A 19,542-nucleotide genomic window follows, 5' to 3' on the forward strand; every position below is an offset into this window, starting at 1 on the left:
AACAGAAACACTTTGTTAAAACAATCATTTTTTCAAATTATGCATACCTTCACGCAACGATTGAATTAGTTATTTCGTTTTAAAAGCAACGAATCAAAATTGAGATTATGAGTAAAAAGAATGTTTTAGGTAAACTGACCCTGTTTTTTGTTGGGATAATGTTTTGTATGAGTACTGCATTCTCCCAGGAAAAGCTTCCAGTAGAATCGATTAAATCTGATTGGGTTTTGTTTAAAGAAGCCAAAGGAATTAAATTCTACGCAAAACAAGAAGTTATTGAAACAAATGACGGTAGAAAACCTGTAAGCTATGCAGTTGTTAAGCTGGAAAACACAACCAATAAAGAAGTGAAGCTTTTGTATAACCTGGAAGTGCATTACAATTTGGGATGTAATAACTGCAATCCTAATTCGGAAGCAAGACAACTGGTTACAATAGCTCCAAATAAAAGCATTGAAGGAAAATATACTGACGGAAACACGCCGTTATCGGTATTGCTTTTGAATGCAAACCTGAACAATGGTTGGATTCCTGAATATCTGATGATTGGTAACTTAATCATTAATTAAAACTACAGACTATGAAAAAGATTTTATCCTTTGTTTTAGTCGGGTTTTCTTCGGCTTTCAGTTATGGTCAAGGTAACTTTTGTACCATCAACGTTTCACCTTACGATACGACCATCTGTCCGGGATCACCGGTAACAATCGTTGCCAGTGCATCATTATTAAATGGTAACCAGGCATTTGATTTCAACAGTGCAACCTTTCCTTCCGGATGGTCAAGTAGCGGTACAACAGCTTTCTCATCCCCTTGCTTGCCAAGTTTGGACAATACACCCTATTATTGGGCAGGAACTTCCGGAACATCCGGATTCCCGAACATTACTACGGCTTCATTAGACGTGAGCTGTGGTGGTTTTATCACTTTTGAAATGATTTACTCCATCCAGGGAGGTGCGGTTCCTTGCGAAGGTCCGGATCAGGCAAATGAAGGAGTTGCATTGCAATACAGTACGGATGGCGGGGTAACATGGATTACCATCAATTACTACCAGCCGGACGGACAAATTTTGCCTACAATTACCACGTCAACAACTCCCGGAGTTACCGGTAACACACCATTTACAACCTGGAATACGTTCAACGTTCCTTTACCTTCCGGTGCTGTAACTACAAACACACAGTTCAGATGGATCCAGTTAAACTCATCCAGTTCTTGTTGTGATAACTGGGGATTAGATAACATTATCATTAATGCAATGGGTGGTAACTGTGCTGCTGCTGCAGACCTTGTTTGGAGCAACGGACTTACAGGTTCAACACAAACTTTATATCCTACGGCTGATTCCACATTCATCATCGATGTATACGATAGTCTTGGAGTATATCAGTGTAGCTCATCTCCTATTACCATTCAGGTATACGATGACAATTTAACTTACAACCTTCAGGATTATGCTTATTCTTACTGTCCAACTACCAATCCATCAGTTGCAGTAACAAATATTTCGGGGTCAATTCCTCCCTATACGGTAAACTGGACAGATATTCCAAGTACGAATAATCCGCAGACTCTGTCGACCGGTGGTGCCGAGCACGATTCGATTACCTACCATGTCACGATAACCGATGGATGTGGCTTTTTCAGGAACGACAGTGTGATACTTGTCGTCAATAAGAAACTCAACATTGACTCACTCGTTGCTTATAATGCCAGCGCATGTATTAACGATGGGGCTGTTGTAGCTTACGTTTCAGGACTTACAGCTGTTGTGAATCAACCGGTGTATAACTGGCATGGTCCGGGGGCAACAAATCCAAGCTTTATTAATTCGACTGTTTGGACAAACCGCTCTCCGGGATGGTATTATTTCACGGTTACCGATGATGTGTGTACGGATTCAGACAGTGTTCAGGTTGAAATTAAGAACCCTCCTGTTGCCATTATCGATGCTGATCCGTTAGCAGGTTGTGTACCATTTAACGTGACTTTCTCGAACAACAGCCAGAATGCAACACATTACCTGTGGGATTTCGGTGACGGTACTGTGATCAATGTAAACGACATGAACGATCAATACCATACTTATTCAGGTAATGCAGACATTATGTTGGTTGCTTATGATGCCAGTAACTGCTCGGATACCGCTTATGTAAGCGTTTCAGTTCAAACTTGCGGATGTACTGATCCGTTAGCTGTTAACTACGATCCGACTGCTGTTGCAAATGATGGATCATGTAGCTACCCTGAACCGATCTTTACTGTTCCGAATATCTTTACTCCAAACGGAGACGGAGACAATGACTTCTTTGAGTTTGTAGTAACAAACTACTCAAACGTTGATTTCCAAGTTGTCAATCGTTGGGGGAATCCGATCTTCCAGGGTTCAGGTTTGAATCCGAAATGGGACGGAAAAGTAGACGGGGCACTTTCAGCTGACGGTGTGTATTTCGTGACTTATAAAATTACAAGTGTGAAAGGAGATAAAGTCATCGAAGGACAAACCTTTGTCCATTTGATTCGCTAATAAAAACAATTTGTTTGGAAAGCCCCGGCATGTATGTCGGGGCTTTTTTCATATTTTTGATTATCCGAATTCATATCCAAAACGATGTTTTTTATTCTTTCAAAAATATTGCTCTTTACTATCAGCCCTTATACCTGGTTACTGATCGCTTTGTATTTTTCCTTCTTCTCCAAAAAACCCGTCAGGGTAAAAAGAGCAAAATACAGTGCTGTTTTTATTGCACTTTTTTTCAGCAATACATTTGTCTTTAAGGAGGTTTGCAGGCAATGGGAAGTATTCGGTACTCCTCCTGCATCTATTAAACATTATGATGTTGCCGTTGTCTTAACAGGAATGGCAGAATACAATAACGACCTGAAAGTGCTCAGTGCAAGAAGGGGAATTGATCGGATTTGGCAAACCATTTCACTTTATAAATCCGGGAAGATCGACCGCATTCTCATTACCGGAGACCATGGTTATCTTATTGACAAAGGGCTGCATGAGGCTTCTCAACTAAAAGAGGTACTGGTGCATTGGGGAATTCCTGAACATGTCATCATGACCGAAACAAAATCAAAGAACACTTACGAAAACGCAGTTGAATCGAAAAAAATACTGGACCGTTCATTCCCGAATTCAAAAGCAATCCTTTTAGTCACTTCGGGAAAACACATGCGTCGTGCAAAGGCCTGTTTCAGTAAAGTCGGTGTTCAATGTGATCCCTACTCAACCGATCTGTATACCGGCCCCAAACGCGCTTATTCCTTCGATGAAATGCTTATTCCTGATGTAAGCACAATGAACGACTGGCATGGTTTATTGAAAGAAATGTTCGGTTATCTTGCTTACGATATAACCGGGAAGATCTGATCTACCTGGGAATTGTCGGTGTCGAATCCAGGGCATTCAGCATTTCCCTCTGTTTCAATTGCACCTTATTGTATTTGGCTGCATTACACACTCCGATAATTGCGGGAGAAGGAAATACCAGCCACCCCGCATAATCGTACCATTTGGCCTTTACCTTCAGCGATTCAATTCGTTGCCTGTCAAGTGAATCACGGAAGTTCAGGTATTGGAATGTATTTTTACCGCTGATCTTTTTCACACCGATCGAATCCGGAAATGGATTGTATAAAAAATCCCATCCTTTTTTGTCATAGTATGCGGAATCGTTTTGAAATGCCGGATTGATCCGATTAAAATATAGAAAACCTTCGCGGTTACAATCTACTTCCACCGGATGCGCATCGTGGTCTCCTTTGCTCATAATGGCAGGAAGCCCAACGCGGATCAGATAAGCAAATCCCATGCGCTTGCTTTGAAGGTAATGTCCGTATTCGTGCTGAAAAATGCGATTATCGGGACTGGGAGTACAATTCTTTTTCGCCAGAATATAATTCCCGAAACAAATCCCCGTCCAACCCACATTCATATTTAGCAAAGTACTTCCATTCGGATAACTGACCGTATTTACTTTACAAAGAACCGTATTATAGAAATGTGCCATAAAAAATCCTATTCCTGTTTGCGGCCCCTGGTACGTCCATCTCGAAGTAACTTCCAGAAATCGCTTACCCGAACTGGAATTGGTGTCGGAAACAAATAGACCGCCCCAAATCCGTGCATCATTCTTTGCACTCAAATTCGCTCTTTTCCAGGCTGCCTTCCATCTTTTTTCCTTGGTTTTCGTCAAACCGGCAATAAACCCGCTCACCCAGGAATCAATAATAAAATAATGAGGGCTCTCAGATGAAACCGAAGCCGCTTTAGCAGGTAAGACAAAAAGTAAACACAGAAGTAGCGGAAATACTGTTTTAAAGTGATTTGTCAATCTTTTCATTTTCTATTCTAACGAATGAAGGGTTATTTTATGATCCCAAACTTAAAAATAATGTAATTTAGATTGATGTTTATCGCTTATCCAATGAAACAACTAGTATTCTGCTTCTCAATCTGCCTGCTGACAACAGCTTGTTCCGAAGGTTCGAAAAAAGAAGCCTCTGACAAAAGCAAACCGGCAAATGAAGTTGCGGCAGTCCAAACCGAAGAACAGCCAGCTGACACGGTCCCTCAGCGAAATCCGGTTGTACGTAAGCTAACACCTGACCAAATCGGGAAACTGAATAAGCTTCTTCCGAAAAAAACGGTTGAATCCATGATCTCTTACCTCGATTCGCTTTCATTTGTTCACACAGATAAGGATTTTGCCCGGGTATATCACAATGGCAAGAAAATTTTTGCTGACATTGAAAAAGCTGTTTCAACCAAATTTCCCGATGGCTATTCCGGAATGGAAGCCTTGAGTTTCATCAATAAATCATTTGCACTCCGGTCTTCCTGTGAAGCAGAATGCACTGAATTCGTCCTGGACTACAACTTCCTGGACCTTCAGAAGCTGGCTCAATACACCAAAGGGGAAGCCGATGACGATTTTATGGCGTTAAAAATCCTGGCTGAAGGTGAACAGGGAAGACACGAGCCAGGCTGGCTCAATTTTTTCGAACGTACCTGGGATTACGGAGGCGGTTCACTCCTCGGAGACAGTAACAATTACAAATTTCTCAGCGGATCGTTCCTGGTCATTCAAAAAAGCGATTTGTTCAAAAAAGATCTGCTGACCCTTCGCGGACGTGTAATCCGCGATATGGAACACCCCATTTACATGTTCCCAAAATCGGTAGTTCTTGCCGAAATAAACCGCATTCTAAAAACAAAAATAGTATCCTATCCGGAAGCTCACCGCATCCTGCTTCTCAAGCAATCCATTGAAAGGGATCAGGAAGAACCTGCCTTACAGTTTAACTGCTCAGACCCTGAATCCAATTGCAATTGGGGAGGTTAAATGATCAAAAAAAGTTTAACGGGTTCAAGTTGTTTAAGTAAATCTATATTGAACTATTGAACTCATCTATAACAACTCTTTTAGCTACTGTCTGACGTTTTTGCAGGGTAGTTGAAAACCCAATCCTCCCGTACCCATAAACTGGTCGAGCGGTCTTGCGTGCCAAGGATCTGTCTGATGAATGTACTGACATTCCAGGAAAAAATAGAAGAATTTATAAACATGATAGTTCACCCCTGCTTTAACCGCAAAAGCGGAATTATAAATGCGTTCACTTCTTTCATTGGTTTGAATGGCAGAAAAGCCTACCTGCAAGCCTACAAACGGATCTAAACGCTTGTACGGAAAATAACGCATAAATCCAGCTTGGACCTGCAGATGGTCATTAATATAGCCCGGTTTTGACTGAGCACCTATAAACTGATAGATGTCTCCTCTAAAACTGTATTTGTCGTCAAAATGATAGTTCATGTATCCACCGACGTACAAATTCAAGCCTTTTGAATTCAATTGCTGTGAAGGATAAATGCTTCCCGTTGTTTGCAGTAATCCGGCCCGGTCGCCATCCGCAAGGATCTGTGCGCCTGTGAAGTTTATACCGGTTAAGAAACAAAAAAACAGGATGCTTATTTTCTTTTTGATTTCCATAGGTCGCCTAATTTATAGTTTAACGTCAATGAAGTCAGCAAATGTCCTTCCAGAGAGCCTCCTTTATGCTTTTCGAATTCAACTCTTCCGTTTTCTTCCATATGCGAATGGATATCTGTTCCCAAATGGATCATGTATTGGCTGGAAAGTGAAATATCGAATCGCTGTGTCAAATTGAAATGAAGGCCCAATCCGCCTTGTACCGCACTGCTCCAACGTTCTATCTTATTGCTTCTGTCGGCCAATTCGGTTTGCAAAGTACGATCAAAACAATGTCCGGCAACAATATAGGGTTGTACTTTCGGTGTGGGATTGCTCAGGACGTAAAACATCACGCTCCAGCCAATGTGCAAATCATTTCTTCGAGTGTATTGATTGGTTACCGGCAAGTAGTCCATGAACCATTCGGTATTTACACGATCTGACAATTGAAGTCTCATTTGTCCTCCCAAACCAACAGCCGGACGCTCATGATCTCCGTTAAAAGTACTCAGTGTTGTTCGCTGTCCGAAGGAAAGAATCCCTCCTCTTCCACCTTTTATAGTCAGGTCCTGAGCAAATGCATGACACGAGAGGATCACAAACAGGAAGATGCATCTCTTTTTCATAGGTTCGTTTATTGAAGTAATGTCTTTTTTTAATAACGTTACTAAAGTAGTAATTAGTATAAACTATGTGGGGACGTGATACATCACGTCCCCACAGGTTTTCGTTCAATATTTTTAATCTCAGAGAATCAAATTCCCAACTTCTTCAGGATTGTGTCGCTTACTCCTGTTGTGGAATAACCACCATCGTGGAATAAATTCTGCATGGTCACCATTCTGGTCAAATCTGAGAACAATGAAATACAGTAATTCGCGCAATCTTCAGCACTTGCATTTCCCAATGGTGCAATCGCATCCGCATAATCGTAGAAATCTCCGAATCCTTTAATTCCAGAACCGGCAGTTGTTTTAGTCGGAGACTGGGAAACCGTATTGATACGCACTTTCTTCTCCAATCCATAATGATAACCAAAACTTCTTGCGATTGATTCCAACATCGCTTTGATGTCAGCCATATCTGTATAGAACGGGTAAGTTCTTTGAGCAGCCGCGTAAGTCAATGCAACTACACTCCCCCATTCATTGATTGCATCCATATTCTTTGCTACAGAAAGCATTTTATGTAAAGACAATGCAGAAACATCAATCCCTTTTTGGAAAAAGTCATAATTCAAATCCTGATACGGGATATTTTTACGAATGTTCACACTCATACCGATCGAGTGCAGTACGAAATCAATCTTACCACCTAAAATTTCCTGAGCGTCAGTGAAAAGCTTTTTTAAATCATCTGTATTTGTTGCATCAGCAGGAATAATCGTTGAATTTGTCTTTGCAGCCAATTCATTAATTTCTCCCATTCGCATTGCAATTGGAGCATTTGTTAAAACAAAAGTCGCGCCGTGTTCATGTGCTTTTTCAGCAACTTTCCAGGCAATTGAATTTTGATCCAATGCTCCGGTAATGATCCCACGTTTTCCTTCCAATAATTTTGACATAATTGTTTGATTTGGGGACAAATTTAGAATTTAATTTCAAGCTTACAAGGAATATTTCGGGCTATCATCCGAATTAAACCGAATTCCAAAAGATTCCCCCTTTCTGATGTTCTTGAAGGAAGCTCAGACAAATTCAAATTTCAGTCCGTCATAGGCAGCAAATACATTCGGAGGCAATTCCCGTTCAATTTCTTCATGTGTACCGAAAAGATGCGAAATGTGTGTCAGGTATGCTTTTTCAGGTTTCACCCGGTGAATAAAATCCAGCGCTTCTTTCAGGTTGAAATGAGAGATATGCGGCTCTTTTCTCAACGCATTCACGATCAATATTTTTACTCCTTTCAACTTTTCAATTTCGGCAGGAGCAACTGTTTTCGCATCGGTTATATAAGCAAAATCAGCTATTCGAAAGCCTAAAACGGGCATCACATAGTGCATGACTTCTACCGGAACAACCGGAATTTTACCCGACAGCTCGAATGGTTTATTTTCAATGTTTATGATATTCAACTGAGGAATCCCGGGGTATTTCTCATCTTCGAATGCGTAATGATATTCACGTCGCAATGCCGTTTCAACGGCTTTCGAACAATAAATATCCATATCCCGTTTTTCAATGAAATTAAATGCTCTCACATCATCCAAACCCGCCATGTGATCTTTGTGCTCATGTGTGAATAGCACGGCCTCGAGACTTTTTACCTGAAACCGGAGCATTTGCTGCCTGAAATCAGGTCCCGCATCAATTACATAGTTTTTTCCTTCAATTTCCAGGAGAACGGAACAACGCAGGCGGTCATCTTTCGGATCACTGGAAGTACAAACGTGACAACTGCATGCAATCACAGGAATTCCCTGAGAGGTGCCGGAGCCTAATATCGTTGCTGAAAACTTCATTAATTACGCGAGCGGATTACTTGGATTAAGAGAACTGTCCATCCGATGATCAGCAGCAATCCGCCAATCGGAGTTACCGGACCAAACGCTTTTGACAATACACCTCCGGCGTGAACTTTGGAATATGTCAGTCCATAAATACTTCCGGAAAAGAAAATCGTTCCAAGCAACAATAAATAAAAAACAGCCTTTCCATTAATCGAGAACCGAGTTGTTATGAACGGGACGGCTAAAAACCCCAATCCCTGGAAAAACTGATACTTTGTTGCAGTATCAAAAGCTGTCAAAATAGCTTCGTCCGAGGTTATTTTTTTCAACCCATGAGCTCCGAAAGCTCCAAAAATGATTGCAATGATGATCAGAATAAGACCTGTTATTACCCATTTTTTCTCCATAGATTTAAAGATAGGAGAAAAAAGACAATCAGGACTCTTTGATCTTTGAAATTATTTCTACCAATGTGTATTTGAACCTTTCGGAACCGGTCTTACCTTGCTGCATGTCGATTCTGACAATCAAATCATAGGTATAACCTTCTTCAAAGGTAAATCCTTCAATCGGCTGCTGAAGTACTTCCCAGGTTTCCATACCGATACTCGCACCTTTTTGCACGGAATAACACCACTTCACTACATCGGTATTCTGCTGACACTCTACGCGATGACCTTGTACACGCATTTTGATGACTTCTCCCGCATCCGAATGAATCAACTGCGGATCATGGTTCAACGCTTTTGAAGTAAAACTGATAGTAGCAAGCGAAAGGGTTATCAAAAGTACCTTAAACATAATTCGTGTATTTATTTAATAAAGATACGGAAAGAAAGTGGTAGGGTTGTTTATTTGTTAGAGAATTCACTTAAATTGAAAAATTAGAGTGCAGAAATGAAATAGCTTCGCACATTCTGCTTTCAAATTTTGCATTATTATTCACGCTAGCTATCGGGATTCAATTAATTGGATTGCGGAAGAACGTGCCAAATCTGTTACTTGTTCACCCGAGATCAGTTTGGCCAGCACTTCAATGCGTTCCGTATCGTCCAACAGGTGGATTTCCGAAATGGTCTGACTGTTTGCGTGGGATTTGGAAACCTCGAAATGGTAATCTCCTTTTGCTGCGACCTGTGGTAAATGTGTAATTGCAAAAACCTGGATGTGTTTCCCCATTTGTTTGAGTAATTTTCCCATTCTCAAGGCTACCTCACCGGAAACACCGGTATCAATTTCATCCAGGATCAGGGTCGGAAGGGATTTTTTCTCGCTCATGATTAACTGAATAGCTAACATAACACGCGACAATTCTCCTCCGCTCGCCGCTTTTTCGATCGGTTTCAAATCCAATCCTTTATTGGCTGAAAAAAGAATCTGTATGCCCATTCCCCCGTTGGAATCCAATTTTTCAGACCGGGTGAGCAGAATCCGGAACCGGGAATGCTCCATTTTCATTTCGGTAAGTAATTCCAATAAATACGTTTCCAGTTTCGGAATTACTTTGGACCGTTTCTCAAATAATTCTTCCGATCGCTGAAGCAATTCCTTTCCTTTCTCTTCAATCTCCTTTGTCAACTCGGCAATCCGCTCATCGGAAGAATCCGATTCGACCAGTTTACTTTCCAGCGTATCGAGATAAGCGCTCAATTCCTCCTGCGAAGAAAAGTGATGCTTTTTTAAGATCTTGTTGTATTCGTCGAGGGATTCTGTCAGGCGGAACAAGGCTTCGGGATCTCCTTCCAGTTGGTTCAATTGCCTGTCCGAATCCCTGGAAATGTCTTCCAATTCTGCAATAACATCCTGTAACCGAACAGAAATTGCATTCAGATCGGAATCTGCATGCTTCCATTTATCAATGTGCGCTTTCAATCTTCGAATCAGATCTGTTGCGCCGCTTTCCTGGTCCATGGCATTTATGATCGCCGAATATGCCTCTTTCAAATCGTCTAATTGAGACAATTTATTGAAATCGTTCTCCAATGCAGCATAATCTACCTGGTCCAAATTCAGTTGCTGAATTTCATTCAACTGAAAACGGATGTAATCCAGTTCCTGCAACTGACCGGACCTGGAAGTTTCCAATTGGACTTTCTCCGCTTTTAACCGATTGATCCGGCTATGTAAAACCGCGACCTGTTGTGCCAAATCGAGGCTATCGGCATAAGAATCCAGCAGATCAAACTGAAATTTCGTTTTTTTTATTTCCAGTGTTTCGTGTTGCGAGTGAATATAAACCAATTGCTCCGTCAGTTCTTTCAATTGATTTAATTGAACAGGAGTATCGTTAATAAACGAACGGGATTTTCCCTGGCTGGTAATCTCTCTCCTGATCACTGTTTCCGATTCCCAATCAATATCTTCCTGTAAGAACCAGTCCTTAAAACTTTCATTCAAATGGAATACTGCTTCGACTATGGTTTTCTTTTCAGGATTACGGATTACGGAAAAGTCGGAGCGTTCTCCGAGGATTAAGTTCAACGCACCCAATAGAATCGATTTTCCGGACCCAGTTTCACCTGTAATGACGTGCAACCCATCGTAAAACTGAAGGGAAACATGTTCAATTAAAGCAAAATTTTGAACAGAAAGAGAATGCAGCATTAGTTCAGAATTTCTTCGTATTTGGTCGAATTGGTAGGATCTATTTTCTTTAACACCGCAACGATCTGTGTTTTTTCTTCCGGTTTTGCAGTCGAATACAAATTTTTCAATTCATTCAATTTACAATACGCGAAATTGATGATGTTAATCGTATTGGGCCGGGCAGCCGAAACTTTAGACAATTTATCCAAAGCGGTGTAAATAGCCTTTTTCGCCTCATCCGGCTTGTCGTACATATGATCCATTCCCAAGCGGTGGTATTCATAATAACACTCTCTCAGAGGTTCAAATAGTTGCTGCAATGCATTTTCTACCAACCAGTAACGGTTCTTCTTTCCCTGCTCGTTTGATTTCCAACCTTTTCCGGTAGCAGTTTGTGCATTTGTAACGATCTGTTGTGCTTCCTGGAAATACTTTGTCCCGCCTTGTTTGGAAAACGAATCAAAATCCAGGGCGATGATATAGTAAGCATAGAATGCCAGGATAGAAGACAAATTGTCCCGGAACTGGTTCTTGGAATAAATCACCTGGCTGCTTCTTGTGTAAGTGAAATCCAGGTTGTCATCCTGGAAATTAAATAAGGTCGTGTTATAAGAACCATTGTAAACGGGTCTGCTGGACTGCACCTGGATGGACCCGGTAAATTCTCCGGCATTGATAGTATTGATCTGCAACTGCAGCTGACAATTGATACGTTCCTCCACTTTGAACTTTTCTTCCGTCCATTTGGTATTGTTCATCAAATCCGTGATCACCTGTTTCAATTGTTCGAACAATTCTTTTTCTGCCGACGTTACTTCGGTTTTGATATTGGTAATCAGCGAAACCTGGCAATTCAATTCCTGGGAATATCCTCTTACAATAAGCGTCAAAAAGACAAGGGTCAGAATTTTATTCATATAGATTATTCATCAATTCATTCAACAAAGAGAAAGCTAATTCTTGCTTTGATTGTAACTCAAAGCTACGCATTTTATTGCTTTTAAAGAGTAATTTAACGGAATTCGTATCGGTACCAAAACCTACTCCGGGATCCCCCATTTCATTCAATACGATCGCATCCAGCTTCTTTTTCTCGAGCTTTCCTTTAGCGTATTCCAGTCCGTTTTGAGTTTCCAGCGCAAAACCGACTACTTTTTGATTCGCTCCGGCAGGCCTGTTTGAAGCAGCCCACGATAAAATATCCGGATTTTTCTCCAGGCGGATCTCGAGTTCATCTGCGGTCTTTTTGATCTTCTGATTTTCCGCAACAGCTGGACGATAATCCGCCACTGCCGCAGCAAAAATCCCTAAATCTGTTTGCCCCCATTTTTGCTGCACCGCATCCAGCATTTCCAGCGCAGAAGTCACCCGAATCAATTCAATGTTTTTGTGTTTCACCTGCAGACTGCTCGGTCCACTGATCAATACCACTTTTCCTCCAAGCGAAGTAATCGCTTCAGCTAATGCAAATCCCATTTTACCTGAAGAATGATTTCCAATAAAACGAACCGGATCAATAGCCTCATAAGTCGGTCCGGCAGTCACCAAAAATTGTTTGTCTGAAAAACGGGGATCTGCATAAAAATGGTCCTGAAGGTATTGCAGCAGCACTTCCGGCTCGGCCATTCTACCCTGCCCTGTCAAACCACTTGCCAGGAAACCGCTTTCGGCAGGAATGATGGTGTAACCGAATGATTCCAGGCGAGCCAGATTATCTTTTATGGTTTGATGCTGATACATATCCAGGTCCATTGCCGGAGCAATAAAAACAGGACATTTCGCACTCAGATAGGTTGCCATCAAAAAATTATCAGAGAAACCATGAGCCATTTTTGCCAGTGAATTTGCCGTAACAGGTGCGAAAATCATGACATCTGCCCATAATGCCCATTCGACATGGTTTGTCCATTCCCCTGTTTTGGGATTGTAAAATTCGATTCCGACGGGAGATTCCGATAAGGTAGAGAGTGTGAGTGGTGTTATAAAATCAGAAGAGGCAGGAGTCATCATACATCTGACCTCTGCCCCTTGTTTTTTTAATAATCTTACGAAGGATGCAATTTTATAAGCTGCGATTCCGCCAGTGATACCAACCAGAATCTTTTTCCCTTCTAAAGACATCATGAGTTTAAATTACTCTTGCGTTTTTCTGGTATAAATTTGTCCTTCTTTCAACTCTTCAATTGCAACTGCAACCGGTTTCGGAAGTTTTTCATAAAAGCGGGAAATTTCAATTTGCTCACGGTTTTCGAAAATCTCTTCCAAATTATCTGTTGATGAAGCAAATTCCTGCAATTTAGCAGTCAATTCTTCTTTCATTGAAGAGCTAATTTGATTTGCCCTTTTAGACAATACTACAATTGATTCATAGATATTACCTGTTGTTTGCTCTAAATCTATTGTATCACGCGTTACAGTTGAACGCTCAGCATTGTTGTTTTTGAAGCTCATTTCTTCTATTTATTTACTTGTTAGATACGGGTATATCGATCTTTTTCAATTTCTCTATATACCCTTCGAATTCGCGAAGATAGTTCGAATTTGGGAATTCTACAAGAAAAATAGTGAATCGTTCTTTTGTTTTTTCTATCCGCTCTTCAATTTTTGAATCCACACTGTTATTTGCCAAATAGTAGGAATTCCTCATTAAAATTGCCCATGCTTCTTCCCGGTATACGGAGCGCGGATAATTATCCAGGAACTGTTCTCCGCTTACTACTGCGGCACGGTAATTTTCCGTTTTGGAATACAACCTTACGGTCATCATGTCTTTCGTTTCCAATTTGTAACGCAGCTTATCCATAATAGCATTGCAGGTATCCAGCAGTTCCGAATTCGGGAAACGCGTGACGAAATTCTGCAGTTCATTCAGAGCTACTTCTGTTTCGTGCTGATCCAGGGAAACTTCCGGACTGTTTTGAACGGCGCATACCGCGGCCAGGAACGTCGTTTCTTCTACTTTCGGAGAATAGGGAAATTTGGTTTGGAAAGCTGCCAGGTAATAGCTAGCCAAATACCAGTCTTCAACCGCAAAACACGCTTTCCCCAAGCGGTAAAATGCAACCTCGCCCTGCGGAGAACGCGGACTTCTTTGATAAACCTGTTCGTATAAAGCCACACATCTCTCATACTTTTCAGAATCGTACAGGCGGTTCGCTTCATTGAATTTGGCTTCGTAATCGTCCGATTTCAAAATACGGTTATACGAATTGCAGCTGCCAAGTGTTATGATGGTAAGAAGTAAGAAAATCCATTTCATGACGACAAAAATAGGAGAAATCACCTAACGGCAAACTTACAGGGAATATTGTTTCTGAAATGTTAACAAGATTTGTAAGATTCAAAGATGTTCAAAAGGTTCAAAAAAGTTCAATGAATTGAAAATGGAGAATGTACTAATTGAAAACATAAATCATCAATTAAATAAGGATCAAAGTCTATTCAATTTTGTTTAAAAGTATATTTGAACATTTAAACCAATTTCCCCGACTTGATTTCCATCAGTCGCAACAGACGGTCCATATTCGGAGCTTCGTCTTCAAAATAATTGCGCGTTTTTTCAATCTTCATCTCCATGGTATCATCACGTTCAAATTCAGGATCGAATCTGAAATAGTGCCATTTCTTATGTTGCCTCAGTTCCTCTTCAAACTGTATTTGCGCCTGCTCGGAGAATTGTTGTTCCAGATCCGCATCTTTGTGCTTTCCTGAGCCGATACTCACAATAACCACTGAATCATCCTGGTACAAACAATCGGCATAATGCATCGCTTGCAAAATCGGATTCGGGGCAAACTGACTGGCATTCATTAATCTTCTGTAACCCAATTTGATGAATTGCTGTTCATTCGGGTTTCCCATACACGCCTTCAATACCGAATCCAGTTTGATAGACTGTTGCGTAGGCCTGCTGTCGGAAAACTGGAACAATTCATCCGAATCTACATCATAGGTCATAAACAGGAAATGCTTTCTCAATGCAAACAAGGTATCATCTTCATCAAAAAGACGGGAAACCATTTCTTTGCTGTAGCCGTTGTTTTGGTAACGCAACAATTTCTCCAGCGCCCCCAACTCCTCAATCAGTGAAATTTCCTGTTTAGCCAGCAAACTAGCCAGTAAAACACTATCTCCTGAAGCTACTAATAAATCAATCCAGTTATAAAGAGATTTGTCGATATCGACCGCGTGAATACGACGTGATAATGCACTTAAACCGACTATCGGAACAAGCAAGGCATCTGAGCCCCCGTCTGTTACTAAAACGATTCTATAGTTGCACGACATAAGAGCAATTTAAGCAAACCGCTATTACCACGCAAATTTTTAACAGTAAATCTTAGTTGAACGACTAATCCGGGGGATTCGTCTTTATCTTACGCGTAATTGTCGACCAACCTGGAGAAGCGTTGTAGGTCTGATCCCATTCAGTTTACACAGCCTGGATACGGTTGTATTGCTTTTGGCAGCAATTTGAGATAAGGTGTCTCCCGGTCTGATCTTATAGTATTTTCTGGTAGCGGCTGCCTCTGTTCTTGCCTGAACAGCTGCAATGGACTCGCCTGAAATCTCTTCATCACTTGGTCTTGCTCCCGGTCGGAATAAACGCTTTTGAACCAGGAGATTCTCGTCTTTCAGCTCCTTCTTTTCAAAATCAATGACTTCTTCCGGGTTCATCGGCGCGTCGTAAAAACGCACTTCAAAATGCAGGTGTGCCCCGAATGAACGTCCGGTATTCCCACCCAATCCGATCGGCTCTCCTGCTTTCACTTCCTGGTCCGGCGCTACCAAATGCTTTGAAAGGTGTGCATAAAACGTTTCCAATCCATTGTGATGACGAATAATTACCAGATTACCGAATCCTCCGTCATTCCATTTAGCATATCTTACACGACCCGAAAAAGCTGCTTTAACCGTATCACCTGTTCGCAGGTTCAAATCAATTCCGTTGTGGTATCGTCCTTTTCTGTATCCGTAACGGGAGGTTACAATTCCCGGAACAGGAGCAACAAACTCATTGTGCAAATCATCTACCAAGCACAACCAAATAGTATCGTTCAATCGGGACATATCCGGTCTGTCGGAAGAAAAACAAACATCGTTGTTCCAGGTTTGAACCAAATTCAGATTCGTATCTGCCTGAATAATATTGAACAATGCTTCATTCATGATCCCGTCAAACTCTTCATCCAACAGGAATTTCCATGTTCGATTGGAGTAAATGACCATTTTACCTTTTTCAGTGTCTACGGTATCGATCGGAGCTTGAGCGAATCCCGAAAATGAAATAAAGAAGAAGAGGAAATAAAGAAACTTGTTCATAATTTAAAAGCATTGGTATGTTCTGGGTGTGGCAAAACTAACAAAAAAAAGCCAATTTTTACTTGCGAAAAAACGTTAATTCCAACATTTACAAGTTCATAACTCCATTTTGATCATTGAAAATCGCGTTTTGAAAAAATTCCCGAGTAGGGATCAGTCGCGATTAATCCCTACCGGATTGCATTTTATTTTTGATTTTTTTGTACGGATTTTCCATCCACATCCATAATGATCACGTCGTAAAACAAATCTTCATTCGGTTTCACCAGATCGACATAACCTCTTGCTCCATAGGCTTCTTTTGCCGGAACCAGAATGTAGAGTTTGTCATACATTTTGTTGTTCAGCATCGCTTTTCTCAACCCGGGAATGAGTGAATGATCGTTCATTCCGAAAGCAAACGGTGTATTTCTTTGGTACGAATTATCGTAACGCGGATTTGATTTCGTTCCTACAAAATAATGAATTGCCACATTGGAGTTTTCTCCGACAACCGCATCGGTCATTTCCGGATTTTCTTCCAATTTCCATACTTTCACCCCATCAATTACTTTTGTCGGTTTAATTTCTTTGCCGATTCGAAGCATAACGATATTAGGTGCATTGGGTGGAATAATTCCGGGAATTCCTTTTTTGCCACGGGCCAATTTGCCGGGAATAAAGATTTCCACAAAGTCACCTACTTTTAATTCTTTTATCGCCATATCAAAACCCGGTGTCTGCATTCCATATCCTACCAAAAAAGGAAGCATATCCCTTTGCAGTTTGTAATTTCCGTCAACGATCTCACCATTCTCCAACTTTGTTTTGAAATTGATCTCATAAACAGCCCCATCCCGAATCGGTGCTCCATCGTTTTTTTCAAACCATTGGATCCTGATCCCGTTGGGAAAACTTTTCTTATCAACGATCGTTTGCTTCGGTTCGATCTGTTTTTCTGCTTCGGATAATCCGTCTCCGGTGCTGCGGGTAGAAGGTGCTTCTTTCTTATCATCCACCTTTTCCACTCCTGTAGTACAGGCAGTAATTAACAGACCGATTGCTATATAGCTTAAATACTTCATTCTATTCCAATTAATTCAATGTCGACAACCAAAGGTGAAAGCGGTGGTATTTTCTGCAGGTCTCCGACCAATCCATGGGCCAAATGGCTGGGAAAGACCAATTTTGCTTTTTCTCCGACCCGCATCAATTTAATTCCTTCGTGAATTCCCGATTCCATTTCACTTTTATCGATGCGGAAGATGTCAACCTCATCGTCGGCTGTTTTATATACTTCGGTACCATCAAGAAGACTTATTTTATATTGGGTTTTGGCATCCATCCCGGGTTTCGGAATGGCTCCGTCGGTCTTTTTCAAAATCACATAACGCAAGCCTGTACCTGTTTGTTTTACTTCCCAATTTTCATGTTGGGCAAAATACAAATCGATATTGATACTTTCTTCAATAGCCAATTCCTTATTCATTTTCGTCGATTTTTCCATATTCCACTGAACAGGTTTCGGCTGCTCTTGCTCTTCCGTACAGGAACAGCAGATTAGCAAGCAGAAAAGAACTTCTTTTTTCATCATGTTTTAGGAATGAAATCTTTTACAAATGTTACAAATTTTCCGACTGTTTTCTCCAAACTTTCAGATGAAATTCCCCCGGAAGCATAGGCATGTCCACCTCCTTCAAAATGAGTTTTAGCCAATAGATTCACAAAATAATCTCCCTTCGCTCTGAAAGAAATTTTCACTTTACCATCTTTCTCAACGAACAATACCGCCATTTTGATTCCCTGAATCCCCAGGATCTGATTGACCAAGCCCTCCGTATCTCCTTTTTGGTAATTGTACCTCTTCAATTCTTCTTCGGAAAGGGATGCATAGGCTACATGTATGTCATTCAGACAAACCAATTTTTCAGACAAGGCAAACCCTCTCAATTTGATCCGGTCAACCGTGTTGGTATCGTAAACCGCCTCATGGATCAGGTAATGTTTTACTCCTCTCCGGATCAAATCCGCAATGATTTCGTGCGTCGAAGCAGTTACCGAGGGAAACCTGAATGATCCTGTATCGGTCATGATCCCCAAATAAATACACGTGCCTGAAGTTTCATCCAAATCATCCAAACGCTGAATATCACTTAGCCATTTGTATACCAATTCACAGGTAGAACAGGCAGCTGTCTCAGAAATGATTACCTGACAAAAATCTGTCGGATGCAAATGGTGGTCTATCATCACTTTTGCTGCACCCGAAGCAAGCAAATACGGTTGCATTTGGTCTCCCACACGAGACGGTTCATTGTAATCAAGACAAAAAATAAGGTCCGCGGTTTGAATTACGGAAATGGCTTGTTCCGCTTTTCTTTCAAAATCAATGATTTGCAGTTGTCCCGGAACCCAATGTAAAAATTCGGGAGCAGGATCGGGATGGACCACTTGTACATTTTTTCCCCACTTCTTCAATAGGTGATATAAAGCCAGGGAACTTCCAATGGAATCTCCGTCGGGGGATTTATGTGATGTAATAACAATTGATTGAGCCTGATCAACAAACTCCTTAATTTTTTGCGATGAATCCATATTCCAAAATTACGCATTGTTCCTTCCGAATTGCGAATTACGTACCGGAAATTATGCATTATTGATTGTGAATAGTACCGACACAAAATCAGTAGGGGCGCGATTAATCGCGCCCCTACTGATCATTTTATTTTTTTAACCGATTAAAATCCTGTTTTTTCAGTGCGTTTTGTTTCAATTAAAACTCCAACACAAGCCAGCTTCTTTTTATCACCACCGGTAATGGATACATTGATGAAAATTTTGCGCGACTTATCTGAAGTAAACTCCAATGCCTCAGCACTTCCGGATGAAGCCAATACTTTTTTCGTTCTTTTAAACGTTTCTTTTTCTCCTTCAGTTTTTTTCTCGACAACCAGTTCATAGATTTCGTAATTCAATGTGCCGGTACTTCCTTCGCCTAATACGGTCGTTAAACGATAATCCAGTCCGGCGTGAGCTATGAATGACATTTCGTACGATTCATCTGAAGCAACGGATCCTGATCGTGACTGAGAATTTAGACTATAGGTATCTTTTGTCTTTTTCTTTTTCATGAATGCCTCAGCAGGAGGACATTGCGCGAAACCAAATACAAAACCAAATAATAGGGCTAACGTTAATGTAACTTTCATATCCAAGAAG

At 41.0% G+C, this 19,542-nt stretch carries 22 protein-coding genes; 4 read left to right on the plus strand and 18 right to left on the minus strand.

Annotated elements, in window-relative coordinates; all coding sequences use genetic code 11:
• Positions 1–107: 107 nt before the first annotated feature.
• From FO442_RS03465 to FO442_RS03475, 3 genes are all read left to right on the plus strand, one after another.
• A complete protein-coding gene (locus tag FO442_RS03465; RefSeq protein ID WP_144331745.1) occupies positions 108–569 on the plus strand; it encodes a hypothetical protein in 462 nt (153 codons plus the stop codon).
• Positions 570–580: 11 nt separating this feature from the next.
• The gene (locus FO442_RS03470; RefSeq protein WP_144331746.1) at positions 581–2,530 is read left to right on the plus strand and encodes a T9SS type B sorting domain-containing protein; all 1,950 of its coding nucleotides are present in this window, start codon (positions 581–583) and stop codon (positions 2,528–2,530) included.
• A gap of 84 nt (positions 2,531–2,614) precedes the next feature.
• The gene (locus FO442_RS03475) at positions 2,615–3,382 is read left to right on the plus strand and encodes a YdcF family protein (RefSeq protein ID WP_144331747.1); all 768 of its coding nucleotides are present in this window, start codon (positions 2,615–2,617) and stop codon (positions 3,380–3,382) included.
• Between the two features lies 1 nt (position 3,383).
• On the opposite strand, the gene FO442_RS03480 is transcribed toward FO442_RS03475, so the two are convergent.
• Entirely contained in the window at positions 3,384–4,355 is a 972-nt protein-coding gene (locus tag FO442_RS03480; RefSeq protein ID WP_144331748.1) for a hypothetical protein, read from the minus strand.
• Positions 4,356–4,439: 84 nt separating this feature from the next.
• On the opposite strand from FO442_RS03480, the gene FO442_RS03485 reads away from it, so the two are divergent.
• Complete coding sequence (locus FO442_RS03485) at positions 4,440–5,357, plus strand: hypothetical protein (RefSeq protein WP_144331749.1); 918 nt, start codon at positions 4,440–4,442, stop codon at positions 5,355–5,357.
• A gap of 84 nt (positions 5,358–5,441) precedes the next feature.
• On the opposite strand, the gene FO442_RS03490 is transcribed toward FO442_RS03485, so the two are convergent.
• From FO442_RS03490 to FO442_RS03570, 17 genes are all read right to left on the minus strand, one after another.
• Complete coding sequence (locus FO442_RS03490; protein ID WP_144331750.1) at positions 5,442–6,005, minus strand: hypothetical protein; 564 nt, start codon at positions 6,003–6,005, stop codon at positions 5,442–5,444.
• Positions 5,984–6,613: a porin family protein gene (locus tag FO442_RS03495; protein WP_144331751.1), complete on the minus strand. Its 630-nt coding sequence runs from the start codon at positions 6,611–6,613 to the stop codon at positions 5,984–5,986. Before FO442_RS03495 ends, FO442_RS03490 begins: the two co-directional genes overlap by 22 nt.
• 128 nt (positions 6,614–6,741) lie before the next feature.
• Positions 6,742–7,551 carry an enoyl-ACP reductase FabI gene (locus FO442_RS03500; RefSeq protein WP_144331752.1) on the minus strand — a complete coding sequence of 270 codons (810 nt, stop codon included), beginning with the start codon at positions 7,549–7,551 and terminating at the stop codon, positions 6,742–6,744.
• Between the two features lie 123 nt (positions 7,552–7,674).
• Complete coding sequence (locus FO442_RS03505; RefSeq protein ID WP_144331753.1) at positions 7,675–8,448, minus strand: MBL fold metallo-hydrolase; 774 nt, start codon at positions 8,446–8,448, stop codon at positions 7,675–7,677.
• The gene (locus tag FO442_RS03510) at positions 8,448–8,843 is read right to left on the minus strand and encodes a DUF423 domain-containing protein (protein WP_144331754.1); all 396 of its coding nucleotides are present in this window, start codon (positions 8,841–8,843) and stop codon (positions 8,448–8,450) included. The genes FO442_RS03505 and FO442_RS03510 overlap by 1 nt, the downstream gene beginning before the upstream one ends.
• 28 nt (positions 8,844–8,871) lie before the next feature.
• On the minus strand, positions 8,872–9,237 hold the full coding sequence (locus FO442_RS03515; RefSeq protein WP_144331755.1) for a DUF4377 domain-containing protein: 366 nt from the start codon (positions 9,235–9,237) through the stop codon (positions 8,872–8,874).
• Between the two features lie 150 nt (positions 9,238–9,387).
• Complete coding sequence (gene recN, locus FO442_RS03520; protein WP_144331756.1) at positions 9,388–11,040, minus strand: DNA repair protein RecN; 1,653 nt, start codon at positions 11,038–11,040, stop codon at positions 9,388–9,390.
• On the minus strand, positions 11,040–11,939 hold the full coding sequence (gene porD / locus FO442_RS03525) for a type IX secretion system protein PorD (protein WP_144331757.1): 900 nt from the start codon (positions 11,937–11,939) through the stop codon (positions 11,040–11,042). The genes recN and porD overlap by 1 nt, the downstream gene beginning before the upstream one ends.
• Positions 11,932–13,146 (minus strand): bifunctional phosphopantothenoylcysteine decarboxylase/phosphopantothenate--cysteine ligase CoaBC, encoded by a 1,215-nt coding sequence (gene coaBC / locus FO442_RS03530; RefSeq protein WP_144331758.1) that lies wholly within the window; start codon positions 13,144–13,146, stop codon positions 11,932–11,934. Before coaBC ends, porD begins: the two co-directional genes overlap by 8 nt.
• Before the next feature lie 9 nt (positions 13,147–13,155).
• Positions 13,156–13,473, minus strand: coding sequence for a DNA-directed RNA polymerase subunit omega (locus tag FO442_RS03535; RefSeq protein WP_144331759.1), 318 nt, complete (start codon positions 13,471–13,473; stop codon positions 13,156–13,158).
• Between the two features lie 13 nt (positions 13,474–13,486).
• The gene (locus FO442_RS03540; RefSeq protein ID WP_144331760.1) at positions 13,487–14,281 is read right to left on the minus strand and encodes an outer membrane protein assembly factor BamD; all 795 of its coding nucleotides are present in this window, start codon (positions 14,279–14,281) and stop codon (positions 13,487–13,489) included.
• A gap of 212 nt (positions 14,282–14,493) precedes the next feature.
• Positions 14,494–15,309: a patatin-like phospholipase domain-containing protein gene (locus tag FO442_RS03545; protein WP_144331761.1), complete on the minus strand. Its 816-nt coding sequence runs from the start codon at positions 15,307–15,309 to the stop codon at positions 14,494–14,496.
• A gap of 84 nt (positions 15,310–15,393) precedes the next feature.
• Complete coding sequence (locus tag FO442_RS03550; protein WP_144331762.1) at positions 15,394–16,344, minus strand: M23 family metallopeptidase; 951 nt, start codon at positions 16,342–16,344, stop codon at positions 15,394–15,396.
• Between the two features lie 185 nt (positions 16,345–16,529).
• Positions 16,530–17,408, minus strand: coding sequence for an FKBP-type peptidyl-prolyl cis-trans isomerase (locus tag FO442_RS03555; protein ID WP_144331763.1), 879 nt, complete (start codon positions 17,406–17,408; stop codon positions 16,530–16,532).
• Positions 17,405–17,917 (minus strand): FKBP-type peptidyl-prolyl cis-trans isomerase, encoded by a 513-nt coding sequence (locus tag FO442_RS03560; RefSeq protein ID WP_144331764.1) that lies wholly within the window; start codon positions 17,915–17,917, stop codon positions 17,405–17,407. Before FO442_RS03560 ends, FO442_RS03555 begins: the two co-directional genes overlap by 4 nt.
• Positions 17,914–18,918, minus strand: a complete 1,005-nt coding sequence (locus FO442_RS03565) for a DHH family phosphoesterase (RefSeq protein ID WP_144331765.1) — start codon at positions 18,916–18,918, stop codon at positions 17,914–17,916. Before FO442_RS03565 ends, FO442_RS03560 begins: the two co-directional genes overlap by 4 nt.
• A gap of 143 nt (positions 18,919–19,061) precedes the next feature.
• Positions 19,062–19,532, minus strand: a complete 471-nt coding sequence (locus FO442_RS03570) for a hypothetical protein (RefSeq protein ID WP_144331766.1) — start codon at positions 19,530–19,532, stop codon at positions 19,062–19,064.
• Positions 19,533–19,542: the final 10 nt, after the last annotated feature.

It is taken from the genome of Fluviicola chungangensis (assembly GCF_007558725.1).
In the GTDB taxonomy this organism is placed as follows: Bacteria; Bacteroidota; Bacteroidia; order Flavobacteriales_D; family Crocinitomicaceae; genus Fluviicola; species Fluviicola chungangensis.